Below are 24,652 nucleotides of genomic sequence, written 5' to 3'. Positions count from 1 at the left end.
TTGCATAAGTCAAACTTTTTAAAAAAAAGTCAAATTCTTTTAAAAAAATGTGATTATAAGAAACCTTTGCATAAATAGGGATGATTAGCAAAATTCAATTTTTGCCAGATTGGTGATTTTATTAAACCTTGTCCTAGCAGGGCTAAGGCTGGGTTTAAAAAATCGCCAAGCGGGTGAAAAGTGGATTTTTGATGATTATTCATATTTATGTAAAGGTCTCTATAAAAGCAATAAAACAAAAATCATTGAATTGAGACTGCCCTCTTTGAGACCACTGCATTAACCCAGTGCGACTTAGAGAATATAAAAAAATAGTGCATTTTTATCCAAAAATGAGGAGAATAGCCAGTTATTTACTATCCTACAAGGATTGTTGTATAGTTTTTGGGTAAAAAAGTGCTATTTTATGCATTTCATAAGTTGTAATGGATTAATGCAGTGGCCTCTGATCGTACTATAATAGCCTGTTAGATTTTTTTTAGGGTGTCTTTAACATACACCCAAGCAGGCTTGCCTGATGCCATTTGCCCTAATACTCGCTGATATTCGTCCACTTCGTATTTGTCAGATTGTACAAGCTCTTCGGGAGTGATTTTGAATACTTTGCCTAATATGCGTTCGGATGAGCTAGGGATTGCGATTGGGTGGTGGGTTTCGCCACTGAGTGCCACTACACCTTGGTCTTGGATTTTGACCATTGCTAGTTTGTAGCCGAGTAATTGATCTTCATAACCCACCAATTTGCGTTCGAAGGTTTCTAGTTGTACGGCGGGGGTTTGTAAAGTGCCGTAGGAAAATAGCAAAATGGTTGCACTTGTCACTGTTCTGCTCCAACGCTTAGAACAACAAGTTTGTTTATGTCTATTAGGCGTTTGAAGGCGTTTTGCACATCTTGTGCGCTGATGTCTTTAATTTGGTGCACAAAACTGCTTAAATAATCCAAGGGTAGATTGTAAAAACCAATAAGTGAAAGATAAGTTAAGATATTGGCATTACTGGCTGTTTGCAGGGCAAAACCGCCGATAATATTGTCTTTTCCGTCTTGTAATTTTTGTGTATTAATTGGGCTATTGATAAAATTATTCAGTGTTGCAATAGCAATGGTTTTGGCCTTGTTGGCTTGGGTGTTTTTGGTTTGCAAACGCATCATAAATAAACCGTTTGATTGCATTTGACTAAAATAACTATACGCCGAATAAGCCAAACCTTTTTTCTCACGAATTTCATTGCTTAAAAGTGAAGTCAGCCCGCTACCGCCAAAGATATGGTTGCCTAAATATAAGGGGTAATAATCGGGATGAGTGCGATTAATACCCATTTGACCAATCAGCAAGTGGGTTTGTTTTGAGGGGAAGTTAATGTGAATATTTTGAGTTGCATTAAGTGGCATAACCATTGGATTAGGCTTGGCTTTTTTACCTACATTTAAGCCATGAGAAATTTGGCGTGCAATCTGTTTGGCTTTAACTTTGCTGACATCGCCCACCAAAGCAATAGTGAGATTTTTGGCAACGAAAAACTGCTGATAATGTCGTTTTAAATCTTCTATGGTGATATTTTCAATCGTTGCTTGTGTGCCGATTTTGCTATGGGCATAAGGGTGTTTGCCAAATACCGACTTAGAAAAAGCCTTTGATGCTACACTGGCTGGAGATTGTTCGCTGGCCTTGATTGATTGTAAAGTTTGGCGTTTTTCACGGGTTAAATATTTTTGTTGAAAACTTGGCAGAGTAACCACTTCGGTAAAAATATTGAGGGATTTTTTTAAAACCTCATCTCTTGAGAGTGTACGCAATGACAAAATTGACATATCTTTTAGAGAATTGCTGGAAAACTGTGCACCTATTGATTCAAAGGCGTTAATAATTTGTTCTTCGTTGTGAGCTTGGGTGGCTGTGCCCAGTAAATTACTGGTTAAAGAGGCTAAACCGTGTTGCTCGCCATCTCTACTACTGGCGGCATCAAAATTTAAGGCAATATCTAACATTGGCAAGTCTTGGGTTTGCACAAATAAAACCTTTGCACCTTCAGGTGTTGTCCAATGCTGAATGTCAAGCGTAGCGTATGCGTTGGTTATTAACGATAAAAATAAGATGAGTACTTTCATTTAATGCCTTGGGGAATGAGCTCTACCGAGTTTGCTTGAGAGAAATTCAAATACTGTTTAGCAGCTTGCGCCACATCATTGGCACTAATGGCGTTCATTTTATCCACATAGGAAAACAAAGTTTCAACACTTAAACCAATGGCAGAGAGCATACCCAGGTAATAAGACTGGGTGGATATGTGATCTTGCTCAAACACAAATTCGGCTTCAAGTTGGGTTTTGATACGGACTAGTTCGTCTTTAATCAAATCAGGGTTTTGAATCAATTCGGTAATTTTGCTTTTAATTGCTGACAAAACCGCCTCATTACTCACACCTTTGACGGGGATAAAACTCAGGGTAAATAAGGTGTTATATTTATCGTATAGTCGATACTCTACGCCAATACTTGAGGCAATTTGTTGCTCTCTAATCAAGGCTTTAGACAAGCCGTTATCCAATACATAAGCCAACATATCTAGAGCGTAAGCATTGTGTGTATTGTCTGTGGTTTTGAGGCTCGGCACAGAAAAAGATAAGATGTAAAAAGGCAGCTGTGCTTTGAGCTTTAACACACGAGTATTGCTGGTTTGAGCAATAGAGGGGTTGTCAACATTGGTTATATTTGGATTAACTTTATAGCCGCCAAAATACTGCCGAGCCAGCACAATTACCTCGGCAGGATCTACATCGCCCACCACCACTAATGAGGCATTATTAGGTGCGTAATATTTTTCATACCAAGTGCGTAAATCATGCAAATGATAAGACTCTATGTCCGCTTGAAAGCCAATAATTGGCGCGTGATAAGCGCCATTTTTGTCAAAAGAAATCAGCTTTAAATGCTCATACACTTGGGCATTCGGGTTGTCCTCTATGCGTAATCGACGCTCTTCAATCACTACTTGTCTTTCTTTTTCAAATTCATCATTAGACAGTTGCAAATGACGCATTCTGTCTGCTTCCATTTTGATAGCAAGTGCTAATTTTGACTTGTGCATTTTTTGATAATAAGCGGTGTAATCTTTGGAAGTAAAGGCATTATCATTGCCGCCATTACGGGCAATAATTTTTGAAAATTCGCCAACTTTGTAATCCCGTGTGCCTTTAAACATCATATGCTCAAGCATATGTGAGATGCCTGTATTAGGGCGAGATTCGTCACTAGCACCAACCCGATACCAAAGTTGAGAAATAAATACAGGTGCACGCTTATCGGTTTTGATGATAATTTTCAGCCCATTGTCCAAGGTCGTTTGGGTGATGTTGTGTTTTTCAAGTTCAATTGCACAAGCAAAAGCACTAAAAAAGAAAGCAAAGGATAGTAAAATCAAATTTTTCATTATCAATATTATAAATGTTTAATTTTTTCAAAAAAAATAAATCCGATTTAATACAGCAGCCAACTTCTTTAAAACAGCGCTTAGCTAAATCTAGGCAAAAATTAGGTGCTGGCTTGTCGTCATTACTATTGGGTAAAAAAAACATTGATGAAGATTTGTTAGAGGCGTTAGAAATACTACTCATTACCGCAGATATTGGTATCAACACCACTGATAAAATCTTAGAATCTGTGCGTAAAAATGCCTCTCGAAAAATCCTTAAAGACTCTGATGCCTTGTATGATTTCTTAAAAGATGAATTAGCCAAATTGTTGATTGAAGATAACCAACTCAACATCAATAGCAGTGAAACTTTTGTTATTTTAGTTGTCGGTGTGAACGGCGCTGGCAAAACCACCACTATTGGCAAACTGGCTAAATCATTCCAAAACCAAGGCAAATCAGTAATGTTGGCAGCGGGTGATACTTTCCGCGCCGCCGCTGTTGAGCAGCTCAAAGTCTGGGGTAAACGCAACGATATAACGGTCGTTGCACAAGGCACAGGTGCTGATGCCGCCTCAGTCATCTTTGATGCCTACCAATCAGCACAAGCCAAAAATATCGATATTTTAATTGCCGATACCGCAGGACGCTTGCACACACAGGACAATCTTATGCAAGAATTAACCAAAATCAAGCGTGTCATCACCAAACAAAATGAAAATGCACCGCATGAAGTAATGCTGGTAATTGACGGTGGCTCAGGGCAAAATGCCATCAATCAAGCCAAAGAATTCAACAAAGCAGTTTCTTTAAGTGGTATTAGTATCACTAAACTAGACGGCACTGCCAAAGGCGGCGTGCTATTCGCCATCTCTGATGAACTCAATCTCCCTATTCGCTACATTGGCGTAGGTGAAGGGATTGACGATTTAAAACCGTTTAAAGCAAAAGAATTTATTGAAGCTTTGTTTGATTAATTTTTTTCAATGAACTTGTTAAGTTTTTGTAAGCGCTCTGTCTCTTGGTGCTTATAAAATAGCCCAATGAAACACTTAACTTTTGACGAAAAATATGCACTTATTAAAGCAAACTCATTGTCGCCATACATAACTGCCGTTGTAACCACAGGTATTTTTTGCCGGGCATCCTGCCGAGCTAAAAAACCAAAAGTGCAAAATGTGGTATTTTACGACAGTCAAAATGATGCCATTAAAGCAGGTTTTCGTCCTTGTAAAATTTGTAAACCAATGGGGATTGAAGGTAAAACACCTGACTATGTTGAAAAAATTATCCATGATTTGCAAAACGATCCTTATCTAAAAATCAAAGATTATGATTTGAGAAAACGAGGTATTGAGCCTAACAAAATTCGCCGCTGGTTTAAGGTTAATCATAATATGACCTTTCACGCTTATCAAAGAATGTTCAGAATTAACAAGGCTTACAATCAAATAAAAGGCGGAAATTCTATCACTAATACCGCTTTTGGACTGGGCTATGAGAGTTTAAGTAGCTTTAATCAAGGCTGGAAAAAGCTCTTCGGAACAAGTGATAAAAAGACAAATAAAATCGTGATTAATATCATTCGTTTTCCTACTAAAATTGGCACCATGTTTGCTTGTGCTACCACAAAGGGCTTGTGCTTATTGGAATTTAGTGATAGACGAATGTTAGAGACTGAATTTAAGGATTTGTGCGCTCGACTAAATGCGGTGATTTTGCCGGGTAGCAATCCATATTTGGACTTAGTGCAAATACAAATCGCAGAATATCTGGATGGCAAACGCAAAAATTTTGACCTTGATTTACACATGGTAGGCACCGATTTCCAGCGACAAGTGTGGCAAACCTTACTTAAAATCCCATATGGAAAGACTTGGAGTTACAAATACGAGGCAGAATTTATGCATAAACCAAGCGCTATTCGTGCAGTTGCCAGTGCCAATGGTTGTAACAAAATTGGCTTAATTGTGCCTTGTCATCGTGTCATCGCCTCAGATGGATCGCTCGGTGGTTATGGCGGCGGATTAGACAGAAAACAGTTTTTATTAACCTTAGAAAATAACAATAATTAAAAGTCTTAATGACTGCTTAAATAAATGTTATCATTGCCTTTGTAACTTGAGGAGTGCTAATGAAAAAAATTTTATACTTATTGCTGATATTAGTTTTTTCTCATTCTACTTATGCGGTAGAGAATAACACGCTATTTGACCAGCACTTTAATGATTATTCTGAAAATCTAGAAGATGCTATTGATGCCAAAAAAGAGGGGATTTTTATCTTTTTTCACATGGAAGAGTGTCCATTTTGCCAAAAAATGCGCCGTAATGTTCTGAGCCAAAAGCCTGTGATTGATTATTTTAAGCAGAATTTCTTAAACTTTGAAGTAGATATAGAGTCCAGCGTGGATTTGACTGATTTTAACGGCAACGACACTTTAGAGAAAATCTTTGCTCAACGCCATAATCTAGTTGGTGCCACACCTGTGCTCGCTTTTTTTGACTTAACTGGCAAGCGCATGGTACGCCGTACGGGTTTTGCCAATGAAAAAGACTTTTTACTGTTAGCAAATTATTTCGTTGAAAAAGCTTATAAAGATGAAAAATTTATACGCTATAAACGCAAACATCGGTGATTTTACTAATACCTAACTACCGCCTAAAAAGCTTGATAATCTTTGGATTTTTTGCATTCTCATCGCTTACCACAGCCGCTAAAACCCCCAATCCACTAAGCTTAGAGCAAGCATTTAAAATTGGGGAAAATCAAAGTTTTGAGGTGCAAAAACAACAATTAGCCATCAACGAAGGTTTGATTGACTTGCAAAGTGCGCAATCCAGTTTTGATTTTCAAGCTAACTTGGATTTGCAATTAGCACAAAGAAAGGAATTTTCTAATGGTGTTAATAATTCTCATGCCTTTATTCGCCTTGAAAAAACCCTGTTTGAGCAAAATGCTGATATTGATATTGGCACGGCTCAGCAAACAATTACCAGTGCCAAACAAGCCTTAGCCTATCTAAAAAAAGAGAAAAATATTGATATTATGAGTCGTTTTTTTGAGGTGATTTTAGTAGATATGCAGCTTGAAACCATGCTTGAACGCTTGGCAATCTCCGCCATTCAGGCAAACGATGTGCGAGATGATTTTGATATTAATAAAGCATCAGAGGTAGAGTTACTTGGCAAGCAAGCCATCACTCAACTAGATGTGAGCAGGCGCATAAGAATTGAGGCGCAACAAATCCTTAAGCGTGCAGAATTAGCAGATATTTTAGGCATTAAATACGAAGATCGCCCCGATGATTTGGTAAAGCCCAAGTTAAAGCATTATTTTTCTAAAGTGTTGGCCTCACTTGACGAATTAAGAGAAAGCGCCTTTAAAAACAACGCCGAACTACAAATTATGCGCCAAAATTTATCCTCGCTAAAACGCCAAATTAGTCACCATAAAAGTGATTACGGCGTGGTTATTAAAGGCAATATCAGAGTAGGAGAGCAAGCCTATCAGCGTGATAAAAATAGCAATTTACGCTTTGGTATCAACTTAACTATGCCGCTCGGCGAAGACAACAGTAAACGGCAAACTATTGCAAAACTGAAAGTTCGGATGAAACAGGTTGCGCTTGAAATCAAACAATTCAAACAAAATCTATCCTCGAAAATACTCACCTTTTGGCTTACGCTAAACGAGCTAAAACAAGTTCAAATATCACTCGCCACTGAGCTTGATTATCGTGATTTATACCTTGAACGCGCCAGAGCAAATTACGAAATGGAGCTAGAAAGTGATATTGGCGATGCGCTCATTCAGCTCACCAATACCGAATATAAACTGGCAAAAAACCAGTTCGATTTTGTTATTTGGTTTGAAAAACTTGCCTTACTCACAGGAGAAATACAATGAAAAATAAACTAATATTTTTACTATCATTAATGAGCATAAATGCACTAGCGCTGGATATATACCCGCTGGTTTCTGGTGAGATTACCCTGATTAAGCCTGCGGGAACTGCTGTCAAGCAAGGGGATTTGTTGATACAAATTGACAACACGCAAGCAAAATTAGAGCTGGATTATCTAAAAGCACTGCAAAAAACTTACCAGCAAAATTTTGACGACAAGCAGTTAGAACTCCAACAAACGCAAGAGTTGTACGACCGCTTGGTCTCTTCACACAGGGATTTAGATATCGTACAATTGATTTTTGACAAAGCCAAACGCGAATTAGAAGCGCATAGTATTAAGGTCAAAATTGCTGAAATTGAATTGACAAAATACCAAATCCACGCCCCTATTTCTGGCACGATTCAAGCCACGCCAAATTTAAGAAATGCTGCCAATATCAACGCACCAAAAGTATTGATGGTATTGGAATAGACTACTTTCTAGTGTTTTTCTCAATACGCAATACAGCCAGCATAATCACCAATATCATAAATATAGCCAGCGCTTCCCAGATTGCAAAATAGGCTGATTTTTCTATTCTCAATGAGCCAATTTGTAAAAAATTGCGCTGGTCTTTTCCTTTCATCTTTTGGAAAAAAGCCCGATCATGCCATTTGATAAAATTATCCATATCAATTTCACCGCCAACATTTGCAACTTGTTTGGTTAATTTTGCCAAAGATTTAACATAAGTCAGTTGCAATGATTGGGGAAATTGATTTAATTTAGTCCTAGTTGAAATCTTAACTTTCTGCCTAAGGTCAGTCTTATCGACAACTTTATCAGACAAATTACTCAAAGCGTTAACAATGTTGTCTATATACACATTAAATGTTTGGTTAAAACGCTGGTTATTGCTTAGGTCTTTGCCAATCCTTGTCTCCTGAGTGCGTATTAGTTTTTGGTAATCAGCAAGTTTAATTGTCGGCATTTCAACCTTATCATCAGCTTTAATATTGATTTTGTTATAGCCTACAGAAACTGCCACAACCAATACAATAATTGCAAACAACAAACCTATGGTTTGCGTAATTTTAAGAAAACTTTTTTCGATAAATCCTAACATAGTACTGCCTCTTTTTTTTAAAAATATCGCTTATTTTAAAATATCTCGTGCACCCATTTCAATTAATTTATCTGCTAGCTGTGTGCCCAGCACTTCAGCAGCATCAGCATCAGCAGCATCAGCAGACATCTGATGCTTTAAAATCACCCCAGAATCTACATTACCCACTAAACCTGTTAAGCTGAGCTGGTTGCCACTCAGCGTTGCAAATCCTGCAATTGGCACCGAACATCCGCCCTCTAAGCGTGCATTCATTGCCCGTTCTGCACGCACTCTGTAAGTCGCCTCTTGGTCGATTAATGGGCTGATTAAAACTAGAATTTCCTCGTCATTCTCACGAATCTCAATACCAACTGCACCCTGCCCTACCGCTGGTAATGATTGTTCGGCGGGTATTTGCTGTTTAATTCTGTCTTCAAAACCTAGACGAATAAGCCCAGCACACGCCAAAATAATACCGTCAAACTCGCCATTATCCAATTTTTGTAACCGCGTATTAACATTGCCACGCAAATCTAGAATTTCTAAATCAGGACGAATGGCTTTAAGCTGGACAATACGGCGCATTGAGCAAGTGCCTACTTTGGCATTTTGTGGCAAATTATCAATACTATCAAAATGATTAGAAACAAAGGCATCGAATGGATTTTCACGCTTTAAAATCGCACCCAGTGTAAACCCTTGAGGGATTTCATACGGCACATCCTTCATAGAATGCACGGCAATATCGGCTACACCTTCCATCATTCCTACTTCTAACTCTTTAATAAACAAACCTTTTCCGCCAATTTTAGACAACGGGGAATTTAAAATCTGATCACCTTTAGTGGTCATTTTTACCAGCTCAACTGTCAAATCTGGGTGGTGATATTCCAGCTTTGACTTTACATATTCTGCCTGCCAAAGCGCCAAGGGACTTTTGCGTGTAGCGATTTTTAGTGTTTTCATATAAAATACTAACTTTAAAGAGTAAACTATTTTACTGATGTTAATAGACGCAAAAGATTTTTTTGCCGATGGGCAAACGGCAAAACGCAAACAAATACCCATTTTGGTCATATTTTCGGCACCAAATTGCCTCTACTGTGAGTTGGTTAAACAGGAAGTGATTGAACCAATGAGTGAATTAGAAGAGTATAGAGACAAGGTAATTTTGCGTCATGTTTTTTATTCTTCATTAAAAGATGTGGTTGATTTTTCAGGTCAAATCAGCAATCACTCTAAATTTAGTTTTATCTACGATGCTAATTTTTACCCAGCATTGATGCTACTTGACAATAAGGGCAATATCCTTGGTAAAAAAATCGGCGTTACCTTGATTGAGACTTATTGGACCGAATTAGACACCTTGATTGCACAAGCAACCAAACAACTTAAGGCAGTATTATGATACCAACCAATCAATCTTGGGGCGGACGCTTCAGCCAACCAACCGACGAATTTGTAAAGATTTTTGGTGCCTCAGTATTTTTTGATAAAATCCTTGCCCCTTATGATATCGCTGGCTCGATTGCACACGCCACTATGCTATACGAAGTTGGTATTTTAACCGATGAGGAAAAATCACAAATTATTAAGGGCTTGAATACCATTCTTGCAGAGATTAAAGCCGATAAATTTAACTGGTCAATCGACTTAGAAGATGTGCATATGAATATCGAAGCTCGCTTGGTAGAGATGATTGGCAATGCAGGCAAAAAACTACACACAGGGCGCTCACGCAACGATCAAGTGGCAACCGATATTCGTCTATATTTGCGCGAGCAAATTGATGCTATCAGCAGTGAAATCAAACGCCTGCAAATAGCACTACTTGATTTGGCTGAAACAGAAACCAACACTATATTACCTGGATTTACACACCTGCAAGCCGCACAGCCTGTGAGTTTTGCTCATCATATGATGGCGTATTTTGAAATGCTGTCTCGTGATGCTGAGCGCTTGGTCGATTGTCGCAAACGCATGAATTCTATGCCGCTAGGATCGGCTGCATTAGCGGGGACAACTTACCCCATTAATCGTAGTCGCACAGCAACATTATTAGGCTTTGAAAATAGTTGTAATAATTCATTAGACGGCGTTAGTGATCGGGATTTTGCCATTGAGTTTTTATCCGTAGCAAGCATCATTATGATGCACCTATCGCGTTTTTCTGAGGAATTGATTTTGTGGTCAAGTGCGCAATTTGATTTTATTGAGTTGCCTGATAGCTTCTGCACAGGTTCATCGATTATGCCACAAAAGAAAAACCCCGATGTGCCAGAATTAGTGCGTGGAAAAACAGGTCGTGTATATGGCAATTTGACTTCGATGCTAACGATTATGAAATCTCAACCACTGGCTTACAACAAAGACAATCAGGAAGACAAAGAGCCACTATTTGACACAGTTGATACCCTTAAGGCTTGTTTGCGTGTGTTTGGCGATATGGTGCCAACCATCCGAACCAAACGCGATAATATGTACAACGCCGCCAAAAAAGGCTATACCACGGCGACCGATTTAGCCGATTATTTGGTTAAAAAAGGTCTGGCGTTTCGTGATGCACACGAAGTGGTGGGAAAATCAGTCGCCTACGGTATTCAAGAGAAAAAAGACCTTAGTGAATTAAGCCTAGAAGAATTGCAAAAATTTAACGCAGATATTGAGAGCGATGTGTTTGATATTCTTTCTTTAGAAGGCTCACTTTGTGCACGCGACCATCTCGGTGGCACTGCGCCAAAGCAAGTCATACAAGCCATTAAAACTGCACGAAAAGCCCTTAAATGAAAATAGTTTTTGCAGGTACACCTGAGTTTTCAGTCGGTGTTTTAACGGCATTGATTGATGCTAGGCACGATATTGTTGGCGTATATTGCCAGCCCGACCGCCCCAAAGGTCGTGGCAGAATACCAACCCTTTGCCCTGTTAAAGTAAAAGCACTGGCGCACAATCTGCTTGTTTTACAACCAGAAAGCCTTAAAGACGAAAGCACACAAATTGAACTCAAAAACCTAAACGCCGATATTATGGTAGTGGTGGCTTACGGTCAACTATTGACAAAATCTATATTAGACACACCAAAATACGGATGCCTCAATATTCACGCCTCACTATTGCCTCGTTGGCGTGGCGCAGCGCCAATTCAACGAGCTATTCTCGCAGGCGACAAAACCACAGGTATCGGTATTATGCAAATGAACGAAGGCTTGGATACGGGCGATATTTTGCTAGAAAAACCCTGCGAAATTACCAATACCGACACCGCACAATCTTTGCATGACAAACTCGCTATACTGGGTGCAGATGCCATTGTTGAGGCTTTAAAAAATCTTAAAGATTTATCGCCCACAGCGCAAAACAAGGCAGGGGCTACTTATGCCAAAAAACTCAAAAAAGAAGAGGCATGGGTAGATTGGACGCAATCCGCCGTACAAATTAGTCGCCAAATCAGGGCGTTTAACCCCTATCCCATCGCCCAAACCCATGCGAGTAGTGACAAATTTGATACCCAAGTTTTGCGTATTTTATCCACTTCTATAATAGACAATTTTAGAAGCAAGGCCTCTAAAAGTCCGGGAGGAATCATTGAATCCACTAAAGGTACTTGCTTCGTGACAACGGGTGACGGGCTGTTAAGTTTAGAGACTGTGCAGCTGGCAGGCAAAAAAGCACTCAATATTAAAGACTTTAGCAACGCCTACCAACTGACAAAACTCAAATAGAGACCTTTGCATAAATAGGGATGATTAGCAAAATTCAATTTTTGCCAGATTGGTGATTTTATTAAACCTTGTCCTAGCAGGGCTAAGGCTGGGTTTAAAAAATCGCCAAGCGGGTGAAAAGTGGATTTTTGATGATTATTCATATTTATGCAAAGGTCTCAAATAATCATACCACTCAAATCTGATAAATAAATTCGATGCTATCACCCATCACTCTATCCTACCTTTCATTGGACTAATCATCAATATTGCATTTATTCCCGCCTATCTTATTCTTTAATATTAGGATTAATCCACTGAATACTGTGCCAGTGGTATCTGCCTTTTTGTTTGCTAGGCAAGGTGCAGTTGTATTTACTACGACGATGTGTTAAAGGTTTTTTGGCAGTAATAGTAACACTTTGGCTACCTTGCCACACCATGGTTACGCCGCCATTGGCAAAGCAATTTAGGTTGGCTTTTTGGTGTTTGTTAAGGGATTTAGAGAATTCTAGAGTTAAGGTTGGTGGATTTTGAGTAAAGATTGGATGGGTGATTTTGGCTTTAATTGGCATGGGTAAAGTGTTAACTTTGGTTTTAAAACTGGGCATTTTGGCATAATGTGCTGCCATAGGAAAGCGGGGGAGATTTTGCTGATGACTGGCTTTGGAGATTACGCCAGAATGTTGTCCAAATGCCGTGTAACCCATTTTTTTAACTTGTTCTAAGATGGTTAAACTCGCTTCACCATAAGGATAAGCAAGGATTTTATGACGCTTGCCTAATTTTTGATTAAGTCGTTTTTGCGCTTGTTGGATTTGCGTTTGAATTTGCGATGCGTCTAAATCTAAAAAATGCGAATGGTCGGTGCCATGGTTGTAAAATTGCATGGTTTCACCTTGGATATCACGCATTTGTTGCCACGACATCATAGCTTTATATTTCTTATCAATAGCCTCGGTAGGGACAAAAACACTCATCGACATTTGATATTTTTTTAGCAATGGATAGGCATTTTTAGCAATGGATTGATAAGCATCATCGGCTGTTAATACCACACATTTGTTAGGTAGATTGTCATTATCTAAGCGCTCAAGCATGGTGTTGAGCTTAAGCACCTGAAAATCATTGTCTTGCAAATATTGTAAATGTTGCTCAAATAATTTAGGGCTGATACTGGTTGATTTTGGTGTGGTGTCAGAAAAATGATGATACAACAAAACCACGCAGTTATTGGCGCTTACAGACAACGGAAACAGCATTAATATAATGAGACCTTTGCATAAATAGGGATGATTAGCAAAATTCAATTTTTGCCAGATTGGTGATTTTATTAAACCTTGTCCTAGCAGGGCTAAGGCTGGGTTTAAAAAATCGCCAAGCGGGTGAAAAGTGGATTTTTGATGATTATTCATATTTATGCAAAGGTCTCATAATAAACTTAAACATTTTTAGCCCCCTTAAAACCGATTTGTCGCCAAGCCTCATACGCCACAATAGAGGCGCAATTAGACAGATTTAAACTACGAGAGCCCTCTTGCATTGGTAAAGTAATGCCTGTAAATTTATCCAGTATTTCTATTGGCAAACCTCGTGTTTCTGGACCTAAAAGTAGCGAATCATTGACTTGATATTCAACCTCTGTATAAACGGTTTTAACCTTAGAACTCACAGCAAAAATACGCTCAGGTTTGGCTTTGTCTAAATAATCCTCAAAATTCTCATATTCACGCACGCACACAAGCTCTTTGTAATCTAGCCCTGCCCTGCGTAATTTTTTATCCTCCATTTCAAAGCCATAAGGTTTAATAAGGTGTAAATTTGCACCCATATTGGCACACAGGCGAATAATGGCACCGGTATTGTTGGGTATTTCAGGCTCAAATAACACTAAATTTAACATAATATTTTATTTTTTTGACTTGATAAGTTGATAATCATCCCATAAATAATGTTTAGATAATTAAAAAAGTAAAATGAAATGGACATTAATAAACTAACTTCACAATTTCAGCAAAACTTGGGCGCTGCGCAATCTATTGCGATTAACAAAAATCATACCGTTATCGAAGGTGTGCATGTATTAAGTGCGATGCTCAGCGATTATGCTTCCAGTGTGAGTAATATCATTAGAACACTGAGCATAAATACCAAACAGCTTAAAACCAATGTCGATAAAGCCATTGATAATTTAGCCGTGGTGAGCAATCCGAATGGTGATATTAACATCTCGCAAAACTTATCAAAACTGTTAAATATCGCTGAAAAATTAGCAACAGACAAAGGCGACAGTTATTTGTCCACTGAGTTATTTTTACTGGCAATTATTGATGGTAGTGATGCCACTACAATATTGTTAAAAGACTTAGGTGTTGATAAGCAAAGTTTATCCACTGCCATTGACAACCTTAGAGGAGGAGAAACCGTGAACGACCAAAATGCAGAAACCCAAAGAGAATCCTTAAACAAATACACCCTTGACCTTACTCAGCAAGCACAGGATGGAAAACTTGACCCTGTGATTGGGCGAGATGGTGAAATCCGCCGTGCCATTCAAGTTTTACAACGCCGTACCAAAAATAACCCTGTGTTAATTGGCGAACCTGGTGTGGGCAAAACTGCAATTGCCGAAGGCTTGGCACAACGCATTATCAACAATGAAGTGCCAGAAGGTATTAAAGGTAAGCGGTTATTGTCACTAGATATGGCGGCATTAGTGGCAGGAGCAAAATACCGAGGCGAGTTCGAGGAACGCCTCAAAGCGGTATTAAAAGAATTAGAAGCTGAGCAAGGGCAGGTGATTTTATTTATTGACGAATTACACACCATGGTCGGCGCAGGAAAGGCCGACGGCGCAATGGATGCAGGTAATATGCTCAAACCAGCACTGGCTCGTGGTGATTTGCACTGTATGGGTGCAACCACGCTGGATGAATATCGCCAATATATCGAAAAAGATGCCGCCTTAGAGCGTCGTTTCCAAAGAGTGTTAGTAGATGAGCCGACCGAACAAGACACGATTGCCATTTTGCGTGGACTGAAAGAAAAATACGAAGTGCATCATGGGGTGGAAATCACCGACCCTGCAATTATTGCCGCTGTTAGCTATTCAATCAGATACATTACTGACAGACAACTGCCTGATAAAGCCATTGATTTAATCGATGAAGCGGCCTCACAAATTCGCATGGAAATTGATTCAAAACCAGAATCAATGGACAAACTTGACCGCAAATTAGTACAACTCAAAATTGAGCGTATGGCGCTTAAAAAAGAGAAAGACAAGGCCTCTAAAGTACGATTCAAGGAATTACTTGAGTTGATTAAATCCTTGGAAAAAGAATATGCCGATTTGGAAGAGATTTGGAAAAAAGAAAAATCCGTGGTGCAAGGTGCGCAACACTTAAAAGAAGAGCTGGAACAAGCAAAAGCAGCGCTTGAGTTGGCAAGTCGCAATAATGATTTAGCCAAAATGAGTGAACTGCAATACGGCAAAATTCCAGAATTAGAAACCAAAATCACCGAAGCAGAATCTGCTAGCGTAGAAGAAATGACGCTACTTCGTAACAAAGTTACCGAAGACGAAATCGCCCACATTGTTGCCCGCTGGACGGGAATTCCTGTGGATAAAATGATGGAAGGCGAGCGGGATAAACTGTTGCAAATGGAGCATATTATTCACCAGCGACTGGTTGGTCAAGATAAGGCGGTTAAAGTGATTTCTGATGCAGTTCGTCGCTCTCGTGCTGGGTTGTCTGACCCAAATCGCCCTGATGGCTCGTTTATGTTCATGGGCCCAACTGGTGTGGGAAAAACTGAACTCACCAAAGCCTTGGCGGACTTTTTATTTGACACCGAACAGGCTATTATTCGAGTGGATATGAGCGAATTTATGGAAAAGCACTCAGTCGCTCGCCTAATTGGCGCACCCCCAGGCTATGTGGGCTACGAGCAGGGTGGGGTTTTAACCGAGGCTGTTAGACGCAAGCCATATTCTATTATTTTGCTTGATGAAGTGGAAAAAGCCCATCCGGATGTATTTAATATTTTGCTTCAAGTGCTAGATGACGGTCGCCTAACTGATGGGCAAGGTCGCACCGTGGACTTTAAAAACACGGTAATTGTGATGACCTCTAACCTTGGATCTCACCTTATTCAGGAAAATCCTGGCAAGGACATGACCCAAGAACTCACGCAAATTGTTGGTGAACATTTTCGTCCTGAGTTTGTCAATCGTATTGATGAAATTGTTATCTTTAACAATCTTGAAAAAGAGCAAATCAAAGGCATTGCTGCATTGCAAATTGAGATTTTACAATCCCGTTTGGCTAAAATGGATCTCAAACTTGAACTGGATGATGGGGCAATGACATTAATTGTTGACCGAGGCTACGACCCCGTATTTGGCGCCAGACCACTCAAACGCACCATTCAAAGATTGCTTGAAAATCCACTTTCTCAAAAAATACTGGCTGGCGAATTTATCTCAGGGACAGTCATTCACGGTAGCGTGGTGAATAACGAGATTGTATTTGCTTAAAGAAATAACTTGATATAATCAACCACCATGGAAGATTACATCAAAATCACAAAAAACGGACTGTGGAACAATAACCAAGCCCTAGTTGCACTTTTGGGCTTGTGCCCTTTACTCGCAGTAACCAGTAATATCGTCAATGCGATTGGGCTAGGACTGGCAACTACCTTTGTTTTGGTGGCCTCAAACACCACTATTTCGATTTTTCGCCACTATATTCGCAAGGAAATTCGCATTCCTGTGTTTGTCTTGCTCATCGCCTCGTTTGTTACCATTGTCGAGCTGGTTATGCAGTCATATTTCTATGATTTGTATTTAATATTGGGCATTTTCGTGCCGCTGATTGTAACCAATTGTGCTATTTTAGGCAGGGCTGAAGCGTTTGCTAGCAAAAATTCGTGGGATAAATCCCTGTTAGATGGGCTAATGATGGGTGTCGGCTTTTCAATTGTGCTTGTTATTCTCGGTGCTATGCGTGAGTTGATTGGCTCTGGCACCTTGTTTGACCAATCGGCTTTATTATTGGGTGATTTAGGCAGCACATTGAGCGTTACCGTATTTACAGACTACCAAGGTACATTAATGGCAGTTCTGCCGCCGGGCGCATTTATTGGCTTGGGTTTAATCGTTGCAATCAAAAATCTCATTGATCAAAAATTATCTCAAAAATCAGTCTAAAGACATCGCTCAGTTATTGTCTTTAACACTGGGGAAAAACCACGCATGGCTACTGGCAAATGACGATTATCAACTCAGTGAAACGCAGGCGTGCCAGCTCAATGCACTGATAAAAAAGCGTGAACAAGGCGTGCCATTCGCCTATTTAAGTGGTACAAAGGGGTTTTATCACTTGGATTTTAAAGTAACGCCTGACACCCTTATTCCCCGCCCAGAAACTGAACTTTTAATCGATATTGTGCTAGATTTATTCGCCGACAAAACCAAACCTTGTCATTTACTAGATTTAGGCACAGGCAGTGGCATCATCGCTATTACGCTAGCAGACAAAAATCCACATTGGCACATTACAGCCACTGATTTTTCCAAAAAAGCACTGACAGTGGCAAAGCAAAATGCCACGATTGTTACTAATGAAATTGATTTTCAACAAGGTAGTTGGTTTGAAGCTGTGCCCAATACGCATTTTGATTTGATTATTTCCAATCCGCCTTATATCGAACAAGGCAGTTCCTATCTAAAGAATTTAACTTACGAACCTCAAAGCGCACTGACCTCTGGTAAAGACGGCTTAGACGCTATTCGCCTGATTATTGAGAACGCACCTAAATACCTTAACAAACAAGGTTATCTTTTATTAGAACACGGCTTTAATCAGCAGCAAGAAATCGCACAATTATTGGAAAAAGATTTTTTTAATATCCAAACATTTAATGACTATAATTATAACCAACGCGCCATCTTCGCACAACTTAAACTTTGAGGAAAGAAAATGAAACAAATAATCCAAATATTCGCCCTATCAATATTAAGTGCATCTGCTGCCGCTGGCTGGTTTGGCGATGATGACAAAGCAACCAGCACAAAACAAGATACCCAAACCTACACACTTAACTTAGCTGAAACTTGGCCAAGCAATTTCCCAATCTTTGGCGATTCCACTAAAAATTTCAAAAAACTGGCAGAGACTATGTCAAATGGCAGATTAAAAATCCGTATTGACTCTAAAAACAAACACAAATCCGCACTCGGTATTTTTGACTTTGTCAAATCAGGGCAATACGACCTCGGGCATTCTGGCTCATATTATTGGAAAGGCAAAGACATCAACACCCTGTTTTTCACCTCTATGCCCTTTGGTATGACCACCCCCGAACAACACGCTTGGTTTGAATACGGTGGCGGACAAGAACTGATGGACAAAGTCTATGCCAAACATGGACTAAAATCCATCATCGGCGGCAGCACAGGCAACCAAATGGGTGGCTGGTTTCAAAAAGAAATCAACTCAATTGCCGACCTTCAAGGCTTAAAAATGCGCATCCCCGGCTTTGCAGGTGAAATCATGGCAGAAGTCGGCGCCAAACCCACCAATATCCCAGCAGGCGAGCTCTACACCGCACTAGATCGTGGCACAATTGATGCACTGGAATGGGTTGGCCCTTCATTAGACCTAAGAATGGGTTTCCACAAAGTTGCCCCCTATTACTACACTGGTTGGCACGAACCCGGCGCCGAGTTACAATTCTTAATTAACCTGAAGAAATACAACGCTTTGCCCAAAGACTTGCAAACTATTCTAATCTCGGCAATGAAGTTATCTGCCTATCAGATGTACGCACAATCCGAACACGAAAGCGCCAAAAACTGGGCAACGATGAAACAAGACTATCCCAACATTAAAGTCAAAACCTTCCCCAAACCCGTCTTTGATGCACTCAGAACAGCAAACGACAAATTACTCAAAAGACTAGCTGCAAACAACCCACTCTCCAAAGAAATCATTAAATCCCAATCCAACTATCTCAAAAAAGCGCGTGCTTGGACGACCATCTCAGACCAAGCCTACCTAAACTCCCAATCCAAATAAATTGAAGTATTACACCCAATGGTTAGAGCGCCTAATCGTTGGGCTACTGTTACTCACGATTTTCAATGTTTTCCTTGATGTCGTGCTTCGTTACGCCTTCAACGCCTCCTCCATCGCCTTGCAAGAGATGGAGTGGCACCTATTCTCAGCTATGTTTCTGCTTGCAATCTCCTATACCCTGCAAAAAGACGCTCATGTCAGGGTGGATATTTTCTACGCCAACTTTGCCAAAAAAACACAAGCCCTAATCAACATCCTCGGCTTCATCTTGTTCATCCTGCCCATCAGCCTGCTCATCACCTATTACGGCATTGATTTCGCCTACAACGCTTATACTATCAACGAACAAAGCGGCGACCCTGGTGGATTAACCCAGCGTTTTATCATCAAGAGTATCATCCCCATCAGTTTCATCCTAGTCATCATTTCCGGCACAATTTTTGCCAAAAACAACTACGAAGTGCTAAAACAATGATTGGCTTAATCATGTTCGCCATCACCTTAATACTGCTAATGGTCGGCTTCCCCGTGGCATTCACCTTCGCAGGTGTAGCCGTTATCTTCGGCATCTTCTCCGAGGGCATTGATTTATTCGGTTTTATGCCTTATCGCATTATGAGCGTCATGCAAAACACCATTCTCATGGCAGTCCCGCTGTTTATCTTTATGGGTATCATCCTACAAAAAACCCGCCTCGCCGAGCAACTATTAGAAGCCATGGGCGATTTATTCGGCAATATCCGTGGTGGCTTGGCCGTCTCCACCATCCTAGTCGGCTCACTGCTCGCCGCCTCCACAGGCGTTGTCGGTGCCAGCGTCATCGCCATGGGGGTGATTTCCCTGCCCGTTATGCTCAAACATAACTACAAAAAAAACCTAGCCACAGGCGTTATCTGCGCCTCGGGCACACTGGGGCAAATCATCCCACCCTCTATCGTCTTAATCATCTTGGCAGATGTCTTAGGTGTGCCAGTCGGGGATTTATTCCACAGTGCAGTTATGCCTTCTTTGGTTTTGGTCGGGGGCTATATCACCTATGTTTTGTTTATCGCCCATTTTGACAAAACAGCTGCCCCCGCCTTTGTCAGCAAAAGCCAGCACTTACCCAATATTCAAAAATACATCCTAGTCGCCAAAGCCATCATTCCCCCCATCACTCTTATCATTGCTGTGCTCGGCTCCATCTTCTTAGGCATTGCCACCCCCACAGAATCCGCCTCCATCGGTGCCGTCGGCGCTTTAATCCTCGCCCTATTCTACCAACGACTAAACTGGGACATCCTCTACCAATCAAGTATTGAAACCCTCAAAGTCAGCGCCATGGTATTTGCCATTCTCATCGGTGCCACCGCCTTTTCCATGGTTTTCACCTACAGCGGCGGCGACACATTAGTAGAGGAGTTTGTGATGGGTTTGCCCGCCAAAGAAATGAGCTTTATCCTCATCTCTATGGGCATCATTCTCATCCTCGGCTTCTTCATCGATTTTGTAGAAATCTCACTCATCATCGTCCCTATCTTCTACCCCATTGCCCTCTCACTCGGCATTGATATGCAATGGTTCGCCATCCTCATCGCCATGAATCTACAAACCTCATTCCTCACCCCGCCCTTCGGTTTCAGCCTGTTTTATCTCAAAGGTGTTGCCCCAAAATCCATCCAAACCACCGACATCTACCAAGGCGTTATCCCCTTTATCATCATCCAAGTCGCCGTCCTACTCAGCCTGATAATCTTCCCACAATGGTATGGCTTTACTGGATTTTAAACCAGATGTTTTTACATGAAAATAGCTAAGAAAATTAATGAATACTCACGCCGTACTGCCTGCCTCTATTTGTAATCATATTTATTATTATTTGCCTACAAGCACCCAAAATGACTTTTATTGAGCATAATAAAAGAATCTTTGTAAAAGGAAAAGAGTCTTTATGAGACCTTTGCATAAATATGAATAATCATCAAAAATCCACTTTTCACCCGCTTGGCGATTTTTTAAACCCAGCCTTAGCCCTGCTAGGACAAGGTTTAAGAAAATCACCAATCTGGCAAAAATTGAATTTTGCTAATCATCCTTATTTATGCAAAGGCCTCATAAAGAATAAATTAGGGAAGTCGGTCTATAAGCCGGGTTCTGTAGTTGATGGTCATTCATCTACACATATTGTTACCAATATGCTTTAGCACTCTACCCGCCACCTTGCACGAGCCACACCATGGGTGGCCTATTTGAGCTTGCTCCAAGTGGGGTTTACCTTGCCACAGTTGTCACCAACTGTGCGGTGCGCTCTTACCGCACCTTCTCACCTTTTCCCATTAATGGGTAGTCTAAATCTCTGCAGCACTTTCCGTTATGTCGCCATACCTAGCCGTTAGCTAGCACTTTGCTCTGTGGAGCCCGGACTTTCCTCTGATAGGGAAACCTACCAGCGACCATCCGACCAACTTCGTGGGTAATTATATAAGAATAATAAGCGCTTCTTTTTATATTAGAATGCTATAATATAAATATATTTTAAAAGGAGTTACAATGAAAAAAATAATACTTATGGCGTTAACTTTATCCTCTTTGAGTGCAAATGCAGCCATTTATTTAGAGTTTGAAAAATTGGAAGATGCGACTGGTGATGTCGAATCAGGTATTACTAAATGTATAGATGCCAGAGACTGTATGAGCAAGGTTAATTGGGCATGGAGGACGGGTAAAGCCGTTGATTGCGCTAGATTAACTATGTGGAGAAAGGATGCAGGCAGAGAAGCCATTAAGATATGGACAAGAGACTTTCGTTCACCTTATTGGAAAGCCAAACAAGAGGCGTTAATGTGGGGAGACGACGAAGATTAACCTAGATTTTGCACATGGATATTTGCACCCTGAGTATCCACGGCGACTGTTACTGGCATATCTTTAACTTCGAACTCATAAATAGCTTCCATGCCCATTTCTACAAAGGCTATTTTTTTGGCTTTTTTAATGGATTTAGAAATCAGGTAAGCCGCACCGCCCACGGCAATCAAATAACTGGCCTGATGTTTTTTGATACTTTGCGTGGTTGCCGTACCTCGCTCGGCTTTTCCAATCATGCCAAGTATGTCCGTCTCCTCTAGCATCATATCAGTGAATTTATCCATGCGTGTGGCTGTGGTAGGACCCGCAGGACCAATTACCTCATCGCCCACAGCATCCACCGGACCAACATAATAAATAAATTTATTCTTAAAATCTACACCTTCAGGCAGGCCTTCGCCATTGCCTAGCATTTGCTTAAGACGGTTATGTGCTGCGTCTCTGCCAGTAATAAGTGTGCCAGTGAGTAACAAGGTGTCACCAATATTCCACTGAGTCATTTGTTGACGAGTGAGTGTGTCTAAATCAACTTTTTTATACTTAGAGTAATCCATTTCTAGCTCAGGATAGATACTCATATCTACTTCTGGCAGAGTTGCTACGCCTGAGCCGTCCATAGAAAAATGCAGATGACGAGTAGCAGCACAGTTTGGAATCATAGCAACAGCTTGAGAAGCGGCGTGGGTTGGGTAGTCTTTAATCTTGACATCTAACACAGTAGTTAAACCGCCTAAGCCTTGAGCACCAATACCAAGATTGTTGATTTTTTCCATCAATTTTAGGCGTAGTTTTTCTAGATTGCTTGGGTTTATTTTTTGGGCAATGTCTTGAATATCAATCGGATCCATTAAGCTTTCTTTTGCCATAAGCATGGCTTTTTCAGCCGTACCGCCCACACCAATACCAATAATGCCTGGCGGACACCAGCCTGCACCCATGGTTGGAATTGTCTTAATAATCCAATCAACCACATTGCTGTCAGGCTGTAAGATGGTAAATTTTGCCTTATTTTCTGAACCACAGCCTTTGGCAGCGACGATAAAGTTAAGTCGATTGCCTTTAACCACTCTCGTATGAATAACGGCTGGCGTATTGTCTTTGGTGTTGACTCTGCTAAACAGCGGGTCTTTGACGATTGAAGCACGGAGGGGGTTTTCTGCTTTGGTGTAGGCTTGGCGAACGCCTTCATTAATCATATCCTCTAAGGACAAATCTGCCACCCAAACAATGTCCATACCTACTTCAACAAATACATTAACAATGCCTGTGTCTTGACACATTGGACGCTGTCCAATCGCTGCCATTTTTGAATTAATTAAAATTTGAGCAATGGCATTTTTAGCAGTCTGATGGGTTTCCTTCTCGTAAGCGCTTGCCATCGCTTGAATAAAATCAGGACTGTGATAGTAAGAAATATATTGCAAAGCATTAGCAACACTTTTAATTACATGATTTTGCTGGATGTTCATATTGCTTATTATCTAAGTTTTACCAATAAATCATTGAATTTTATAGTATTATATCCCTTTATTTTTATCTAATACATAAACGGAGTTTTTATGTTTAATTTTTTCAAGCCTCAAAGCCTTTCTATTGACCTTGGCACAGCCAACACACTTATTTTTATGGACGGTGAAATCGTATTAAACGAGCCCTCTGTTGTTGCCATTCATCATGAAAAAGGCGCAACAGAAGCAACTGTTATCGCAGTCGGTCAAGATGCCAAGGACATGTTAGGCAGAACACCTGGATCAATCGAGGCAATTCGCCCAATGAAAGATGGTGTTATTGCTGACTTTAAAATCACGGAAAAAATGTTGCAGCACTTTATTAAGAAAGTCCTACATTCTAGATTTTTCTCACCCAGCCCTAAAGTGCTTATTTGCGTACCTTGTGGTGCCACCCAAGTAGAACGCCGTGCAATCAAAGAAAGTGCAGTTAGTGCAGGTGCACGAGATGTGTATTTGATTGAAGAACCAATGGCAGCGGCACTGGGTGCTGGCATGGCAATTAACAAAGCCTCAGGCGCTATGGTTATTGACATCGGTGGTGGTACAACAGAGATTGCGATTATGTCACTCAACGGCATTGTTTATTCTGACTCACTGCGGGTGGGTGGTGATGTATTTGACGACCATATTGTTAAATTTGTGCGTAGAGAACACGGTATTATTATTGGCGAATCTACTGCCGAAAAAATCAAAAAAGAGGTGGGCTCAGCTTTTACAGCAAGTGCGGTTAAAAAAATACAATTTAGAGGTCGAGATGTTGCTAAAGGCATTCCAGTAGCCTTTGAAGCTACCAATACAGAAATTCGAGGCGCTCTACAAGAGCCTCTGGCAACCGTTGTTGGTGCAGTTAGGATAGCATTGGAGCAAACACCGCCAGAACTGAGCTCTGATATTGCAGAAAATGGCTTGGTATTAACCGGAGGTGGTGCGCTGTTAGATGGTTTAGATAAACTTATCGGTAAAGAGACTAAGCTACCGGTGCGTATTGCCGATGACCCTTTAACTTGTGTGGCTCGTGGTGGTGGTATCGCCCTAGATATGATTAGCCAACACAACATAGGATTCTTAGCAGCGGAATAATATCCCATAAGTATTTAGG

27 protein-coding genes and 1 other RNA gene are annotated in these 24,652 nt (G+C 40.6%); 16 read left to right on the top strand and 12 right to left on the bottom strand.

Annotation, left to right across the window (positions count from 1 at the left end; genetic code table 11):
- Positions 1-53: 53 nt before the first annotated feature.
- The 4 genes from CRYPD_RS07780 to CRYPD_RS00635 all read right to left on the bottom strand — a co-directional run bounded on the left by CRYPD_RS07780 (position 54) and on the right by CRYPD_RS00635 (position 3,429).
- Entirely contained in the window at positions 54-203 is a 150-nt protein-coding gene (locus tag CRYPD_RS07780; protein WP_171004256.1) for a hypothetical protein, read from the bottom strand.
- A 264-nt stretch (positions 204-467) separates the two neighbouring features.
- Complete coding sequence (locus tag CRYPD_RS00645; protein ID WP_138145642.1) at positions 468-821, bottom strand: gamma-glutamylcyclotransferase family protein; 354 nt, start codon at positions 819-821, stop codon at positions 468-470.
- Positions 818-2,107 carry a M16 family metallopeptidase gene (locus tag CRYPD_RS00640; RefSeq protein WP_138145641.1) on the bottom strand — a complete coding sequence of 430 codons (1,290 nt, stop codon included), beginning with the start codon at positions 2,105-2,107 and terminating at the stop codon, positions 818-820. The genes CRYPD_RS00645 and CRYPD_RS00640 overlap by 4 nt, the downstream gene beginning before the upstream one ends.
- Positions 2,104-3,429 (bottom strand): M16 family metallopeptidase, encoded by a 1,326-nt coding sequence (locus CRYPD_RS00635; RefSeq protein WP_244610216.1) that lies wholly within the window; start codon positions 3,427-3,429, stop codon positions 2,104-2,106. The genes CRYPD_RS00640 and CRYPD_RS00635 overlap by 4 nt, the downstream gene beginning before the upstream one ends.
- A 14-nt stretch (positions 3,430-3,443) precedes the next feature.
- Between CRYPD_RS00635 and ftsY the strand changes: the two genes are divergently transcribed.
- From ftsY to CRYPD_RS00610, 5 genes are all read left to right on the top strand, one after another.
- Positions 3,444-4,388 carry a signal recognition particle-docking protein FtsY gene (ftsY, locus tag CRYPD_RS00630; protein ID WP_138145640.1) on the top strand — a complete coding sequence of 315 codons (945 nt, stop codon included), beginning with the start codon at positions 3,444-3,446 and terminating at the stop codon, positions 4,386-4,388.
- Positions 4,389-4,454: 66 nt separating this feature from the next.
- Positions 4,455-5,486 carry a bifunctional transcriptional activator/DNA repair enzyme AdaA gene (locus CRYPD_RS00625; protein ID WP_138145639.1) on the top strand — a complete coding sequence of 344 codons (1,032 nt, stop codon included), beginning with the start codon at positions 4,455-4,457 and terminating at the stop codon, positions 5,484-5,486.
- Positions 5,487-5,545: 59 nt separating this feature from the next.
- Positions 5,546-6,049, top strand: coding sequence for a thioredoxin family protein (locus CRYPD_RS00620; protein ID WP_138145638.1), 504 nt, complete (start codon positions 5,546-5,548; stop codon positions 6,047-6,049).
- A complete protein-coding gene (locus CRYPD_RS00615; RefSeq protein ID WP_138145637.1) occupies positions 6,046-7,320 on the top strand; it encodes a TolC family protein in 1,275 nt (424 codons plus the stop codon). Before CRYPD_RS00620 ends, CRYPD_RS00615 begins: the two co-directional genes overlap by 4 nt.
- Positions 7,317-7,793: an efflux RND transporter periplasmic adaptor subunit gene (locus CRYPD_RS00610; protein WP_138145636.1), complete on the top strand. Its 477-nt coding sequence runs from the start codon at positions 7,317-7,319 to the stop codon at positions 7,791-7,793. The genes CRYPD_RS00615 and CRYPD_RS00610 overlap by 4 nt, the downstream gene beginning before the upstream one ends.
- A gap of 1 nt (position 7,794) precedes the next feature.
- Here the strand turns inward: CRYPD_RS00610 and CRYPD_RS00605 are convergent, their stop codons facing one another.
- Together CRYPD_RS00605 and hemC are read right to left on the bottom strand one after the other, a co-directional pair.
- Positions 7,795-8,427: a hypothetical protein gene (locus CRYPD_RS00605; protein WP_138145635.1), complete on the bottom strand. Its 633-nt coding sequence runs from the start codon at positions 8,425-8,427 to the stop codon at positions 7,795-7,797.
- 30 nt (positions 8,428-8,457) lie between these two features.
- On the bottom strand, positions 8,458-9,375 hold the full coding sequence (gene hemC / locus CRYPD_RS00600; RefSeq protein ID WP_138145634.1) for a hydroxymethylbilane synthase: 918 nt from the start codon (positions 9,373-9,375) through the stop codon (positions 8,458-8,460).
- Between the two features lie 37 nt (positions 9,376-9,412).
- On the opposite strand from hemC, the gene CRYPD_RS00595 reads away from it, so the two are divergent.
- Genes CRYPD_RS00595 through fmt form a run of 3 tightly spaced genes read left to right on the top strand, consistent with a single transcriptional unit; the run spans position 9,413 to position 12,131 of the window.
- Positions 9,413-9,817, top strand: a complete 405-nt coding sequence (locus CRYPD_RS00595; protein WP_138145633.1) for a thioredoxin family protein — start codon at positions 9,413-9,415, stop codon at positions 9,815-9,817.
- Positions 9,814-11,196, top strand: coding sequence for an argininosuccinate lyase (gene argH, locus CRYPD_RS00590; protein ID WP_425290256.1), 1,383 nt, complete (start codon positions 9,814-9,816; stop codon positions 11,194-11,196). Before CRYPD_RS00595 ends, argH begins: the two co-directional genes overlap by 4 nt.
- Entirely contained in the window at positions 11,193-12,131 is a 939-nt protein-coding gene (gene fmt, locus CRYPD_RS00585) for a methionyl-tRNA formyltransferase (RefSeq protein ID WP_138145631.1), read from the top strand. Before argH ends, fmt begins: the two co-directional genes overlap by 4 nt.
- Here fmt and CRYPD_RS07775 read toward each other — a convergent pair.
- The 3 genes from CRYPD_RS07775 to CRYPD_RS00575 all read right to left on the bottom strand — a co-directional run bounded on the left by CRYPD_RS07775 (position 12,107) and on the right by CRYPD_RS00575 (position 14,013).
- Entirely contained in the window at positions 12,107-12,274 is a 168-nt protein-coding gene (locus CRYPD_RS07775) for a hypothetical protein (protein ID WP_171004255.1), read from the bottom strand. The genes fmt and CRYPD_RS07775 overlap by 25 nt on opposite strands.
- A 126-nt stretch (positions 12,275-12,400) precedes the next feature.
- Positions 12,401-13,525, bottom strand: a complete 1,125-nt coding sequence (locus tag CRYPD_RS00580; RefSeq protein ID WP_138145630.1) for a polysaccharide deacetylase family protein — start codon at positions 13,523-13,525, stop codon at positions 12,401-12,403.
- Positions 13,526-13,551: 26 nt separating this feature from the next.
- The gene (locus CRYPD_RS00575) at positions 13,552-14,013 is read right to left on the bottom strand and encodes a tRNA (cytidine(34)-2'-O)-methyltransferase (RefSeq protein WP_138145629.1); all 462 of its coding nucleotides are present in this window, start codon (positions 14,011-14,013) and stop codon (positions 13,552-13,554) included.
- Between the two features lie 78 nt (positions 14,014-14,091).
- On the opposite strand from CRYPD_RS00575, the gene clpB reads away from it, so the two are divergent.
- From clpB to CRYPD_RS00545, 6 genes are all read left to right on the top strand, one after another.
- Positions 14,092-16,650 (top strand): ATP-dependent chaperone ClpB, encoded by a 2,559-nt coding sequence (gene clpB, locus CRYPD_RS00570; protein WP_138145628.1) that lies wholly within the window; start codon positions 14,092-14,094, stop codon positions 16,648-16,650.
- 27 nt (positions 16,651-16,677) lie between these two features.
- Positions 16,678-17,325, top strand: coding sequence for an electron transport complex subunit E (locus CRYPD_RS00565; RefSeq protein ID WP_138145627.1), 648 nt, complete (start codon positions 16,678-16,680; stop codon positions 17,323-17,325).
- Entirely contained in the window at positions 17,294-18,088 is a 795-nt protein-coding gene (gene prmC / locus CRYPD_RS00560) for a peptide chain release factor N(5)-glutamine methyltransferase (protein ID WP_244610215.1), read from the top strand. The genes CRYPD_RS00565 and prmC overlap by 32 nt, the downstream gene beginning before the upstream one ends.
- Before the next feature lie 9 nt (positions 18,089-18,097).
- Positions 18,098-19,195: a TRAP transporter substrate-binding protein gene (locus tag CRYPD_RS00555; RefSeq protein WP_138145626.1), complete on the top strand. Its 1,098-nt coding sequence runs from the start codon at positions 18,098-18,100 to the stop codon at positions 19,193-19,195.
- 127 nt (positions 19,196-19,322) lie between these two features.
- Entirely contained in the window at positions 19,323-19,670 is a 348-nt protein-coding gene (locus CRYPD_RS00550) for a TRAP transporter small permease subunit (protein WP_483189281.1), read from the top strand.
- On the top strand, positions 19,667-20,962 hold the full coding sequence (locus CRYPD_RS00545) for a TRAP transporter large permease (protein ID WP_138145624.1): 1,296 nt from the start codon (positions 19,667-19,669) through the stop codon (positions 20,960-20,962). Before CRYPD_RS00550 ends, CRYPD_RS00545 begins: the two co-directional genes overlap by 4 nt.
- Positions 20,963-21,079: 117 nt before the next feature.
- On the opposite strand, the gene CRYPD_RS07770 is transcribed toward CRYPD_RS00545, so the two are convergent.
- Positions 21,080-21,235 carry a hypothetical protein gene (locus CRYPD_RS07770; protein WP_171004254.1) on the bottom strand — a complete coding sequence of 52 codons (156 nt, stop codon included), beginning with the start codon at positions 21,233-21,235 and terminating at the stop codon, positions 21,080-21,082.
- Between the two features lie 66 nt (positions 21,236-21,301).
- An RNA gene (gene rnpB / locus CRYPD_RS00540) (RNase P RNA component class A) lies at positions 21,302-21,643 on the bottom strand.
- A gap of 81 nt (positions 21,644-21,724) precedes the next feature.
- Between rnpB and CRYPD_RS00535 the strand changes: the two genes are divergently transcribed.
- Positions 21,725-22,039 (top strand): hypothetical protein, encoded by a 315-nt coding sequence (locus tag CRYPD_RS00535; RefSeq protein ID WP_138145623.1) that lies wholly within the window; start codon positions 21,725-21,727, stop codon positions 22,037-22,039.
- Here the strand turns inward: CRYPD_RS00535 and CRYPD_RS00530 are convergent.
- Positions 22,036-23,511, bottom strand: a complete 1,476-nt coding sequence (locus CRYPD_RS00530; protein ID WP_138145622.1) for a fumarate hydratase — start codon at positions 23,509-23,511, stop codon at positions 22,036-22,038. The genes CRYPD_RS00535 and CRYPD_RS00530 overlap by 4 nt on opposite strands.
- A gap of 90 nt (positions 23,512-23,601) precedes the next feature.
- Here CRYPD_RS00530 and CRYPD_RS00525 point away from each other — a divergent pair, with 90 nt between their 5' ends.
- Complete coding sequence (locus CRYPD_RS00525) at positions 23,602-24,633, top strand: rod shape-determining protein (RefSeq protein WP_138145621.1); 1,032 nt, start codon at positions 23,602-23,604, stop codon at positions 24,631-24,633.
- Positions 24,634-24,652 lie beyond the last annotated feature (19 nt).

The sequence above is a fragment of the Bathymodiolus heckerae thiotrophic gill symbiont genome, from assembly GCF_900180345.1.
GTDB lineage: Bacteria > Pseudomonadota > Gammaproteobacteria > PS1 > Pseudothioglobaceae > Thiodubiliella.
The sequence above is the reverse complement of the archived record's forward strand: the minus strand, read 5'-3'. Positions and strand labels throughout refer to the sequence as shown.

Coding starts and splice junctions, on each gene's coding strand:
- CRYPD_RS07780 (WP_171004256.1), bottom strand. CDS start 203: ATGAATAATCATCAAAAATCCACTTTTCACCCGCTTGGCGATTTTTTA.
- CRYPD_RS00640 (WP_138145641.1), bottom strand. CDS start 2,107: ATGAAAGTACTCATCTTATTTTTATCGTTAATAACCAACGCATACGCT.
- CRYPD_RS00635 (WP_244610216.1), bottom strand. CDS start 3,429: ATGAAAAATTTGATTTTACTATCCTTTGCTTTCTTTTTTAGTGCTTTT.
- ftsY (WP_138145640.1), top strand. CDS start 3,444: ATGTTTAATTTTTTCAAAAAAAATAAATCCGATTTAATACAGCAGCCA.
- CRYPD_RS00625 (WP_138145639.1), top strand. CDS start 4,455: ATGAAACACTTAACTTTTGACGAAAAATATGCACTTATTAAAGCAAAC.
- CRYPD_RS00620 (WP_138145638.1), top strand. CDS start 5,546: ATGAAAAAAATTTTATACTTATTGCTGATATTAGTTTTTTCTCATTCT.
- CRYPD_RS00610 (WP_138145636.1), top strand. CDS start 7,317: ATGAAAAATAAACTAATATTTTTACTATCATTAATGAGCATAAATGCA.
- CRYPD_RS00605 (WP_138145635.1), bottom strand. CDS start 8,427: ATGTTAGGATTTATCGAAAAAAGTTTTCTTAAAATTACGCAAACCATA.
- hemC (WP_138145634.1), bottom strand. CDS start 9,375: ATGAAAACACTAAAAATCGCTACACGCAAAAGTCCCTTGGCGCTTTGG.
- CRYPD_RS00595 (WP_138145633.1), top strand. CDS start 9,413: ATGTTAATAGACGCAAAAGATTTTTTTGCCGATGGGCAAACGGCAAAA.
- argH (WP_425290256.1), top strand. CDS start 9,814: ATGATACCAACCAATCAATCTTGGGGCGGACGCTTCAGCCAACCAACC.
- fmt (WP_138145631.1), top strand. CDS start 11,193: ATGAAAATAGTTTTTGCAGGTACACCTGAGTTTTCAGTCGGTGTTTTA.
- CRYPD_RS07775 (WP_171004255.1), bottom strand. CDS start 12,274: ATGAATAATCATCAAAAATCCACTTTTCACCCGCTTGGCGATTTTTTA.
- CRYPD_RS00580 (WP_138145630.1), bottom strand. CDS start 13,525: ATGAATAATCATCAAAAATCCACTTTTCACCCGCTTGGCGATTTTTTA.
- CRYPD_RS00575 (WP_138145629.1), bottom strand. CDS start 14,013: ATGTTAAATTTAGTGTTATTTGAGCCTGAAATACCCAACAATACCGGT.
- clpB (WP_138145628.1), top strand. CDS start 14,092: ATGGACATTAATAAACTAACTTCACAATTTCAGCAAAACTTGGGCGCT.
- CRYPD_RS00565 (WP_138145627.1), top strand. CDS start 16,678: ATGGAAGATTACATCAAAATCACAAAAAACGGACTGTGGAACAATAAC.
- CRYPD_RS00555 (WP_138145626.1), top strand. CDS start 18,098: ATGAAACAAATAATCCAAATATTCGCCCTATCAATATTAAGTGCATCT.
- CRYPD_RS00550 (WP_483189281.1), top strand. CDS start 19,323: ATGGAGTGGCACCTATTCTCAGCTATGTTTCTGCTTGCAATCTCCTAT.
- CRYPD_RS00545 (WP_138145624.1), top strand. CDS start 19,667: ATGATTGGCTTAATCATGTTCGCCATCACCTTAATACTGCTAATGGTC.
- CRYPD_RS00535 (WP_138145623.1), top strand. CDS start 21,725: ATGAAAAAAATAATACTTATGGCGTTAACTTTATCCTCTTTGAGTGCA.
- CRYPD_RS00530 (WP_138145622.1), bottom strand. CDS start 23,511: ATGAACATCCAGCAAAATCATGTAATTAAAAGTGTTGCTAATGCTTTG.
- CRYPD_RS00525 (WP_138145621.1), top strand. CDS start 23,602: ATGTTTAATTTTTTCAAGCCTCAAAGCCTTTCTATTGACCTTGGCACA.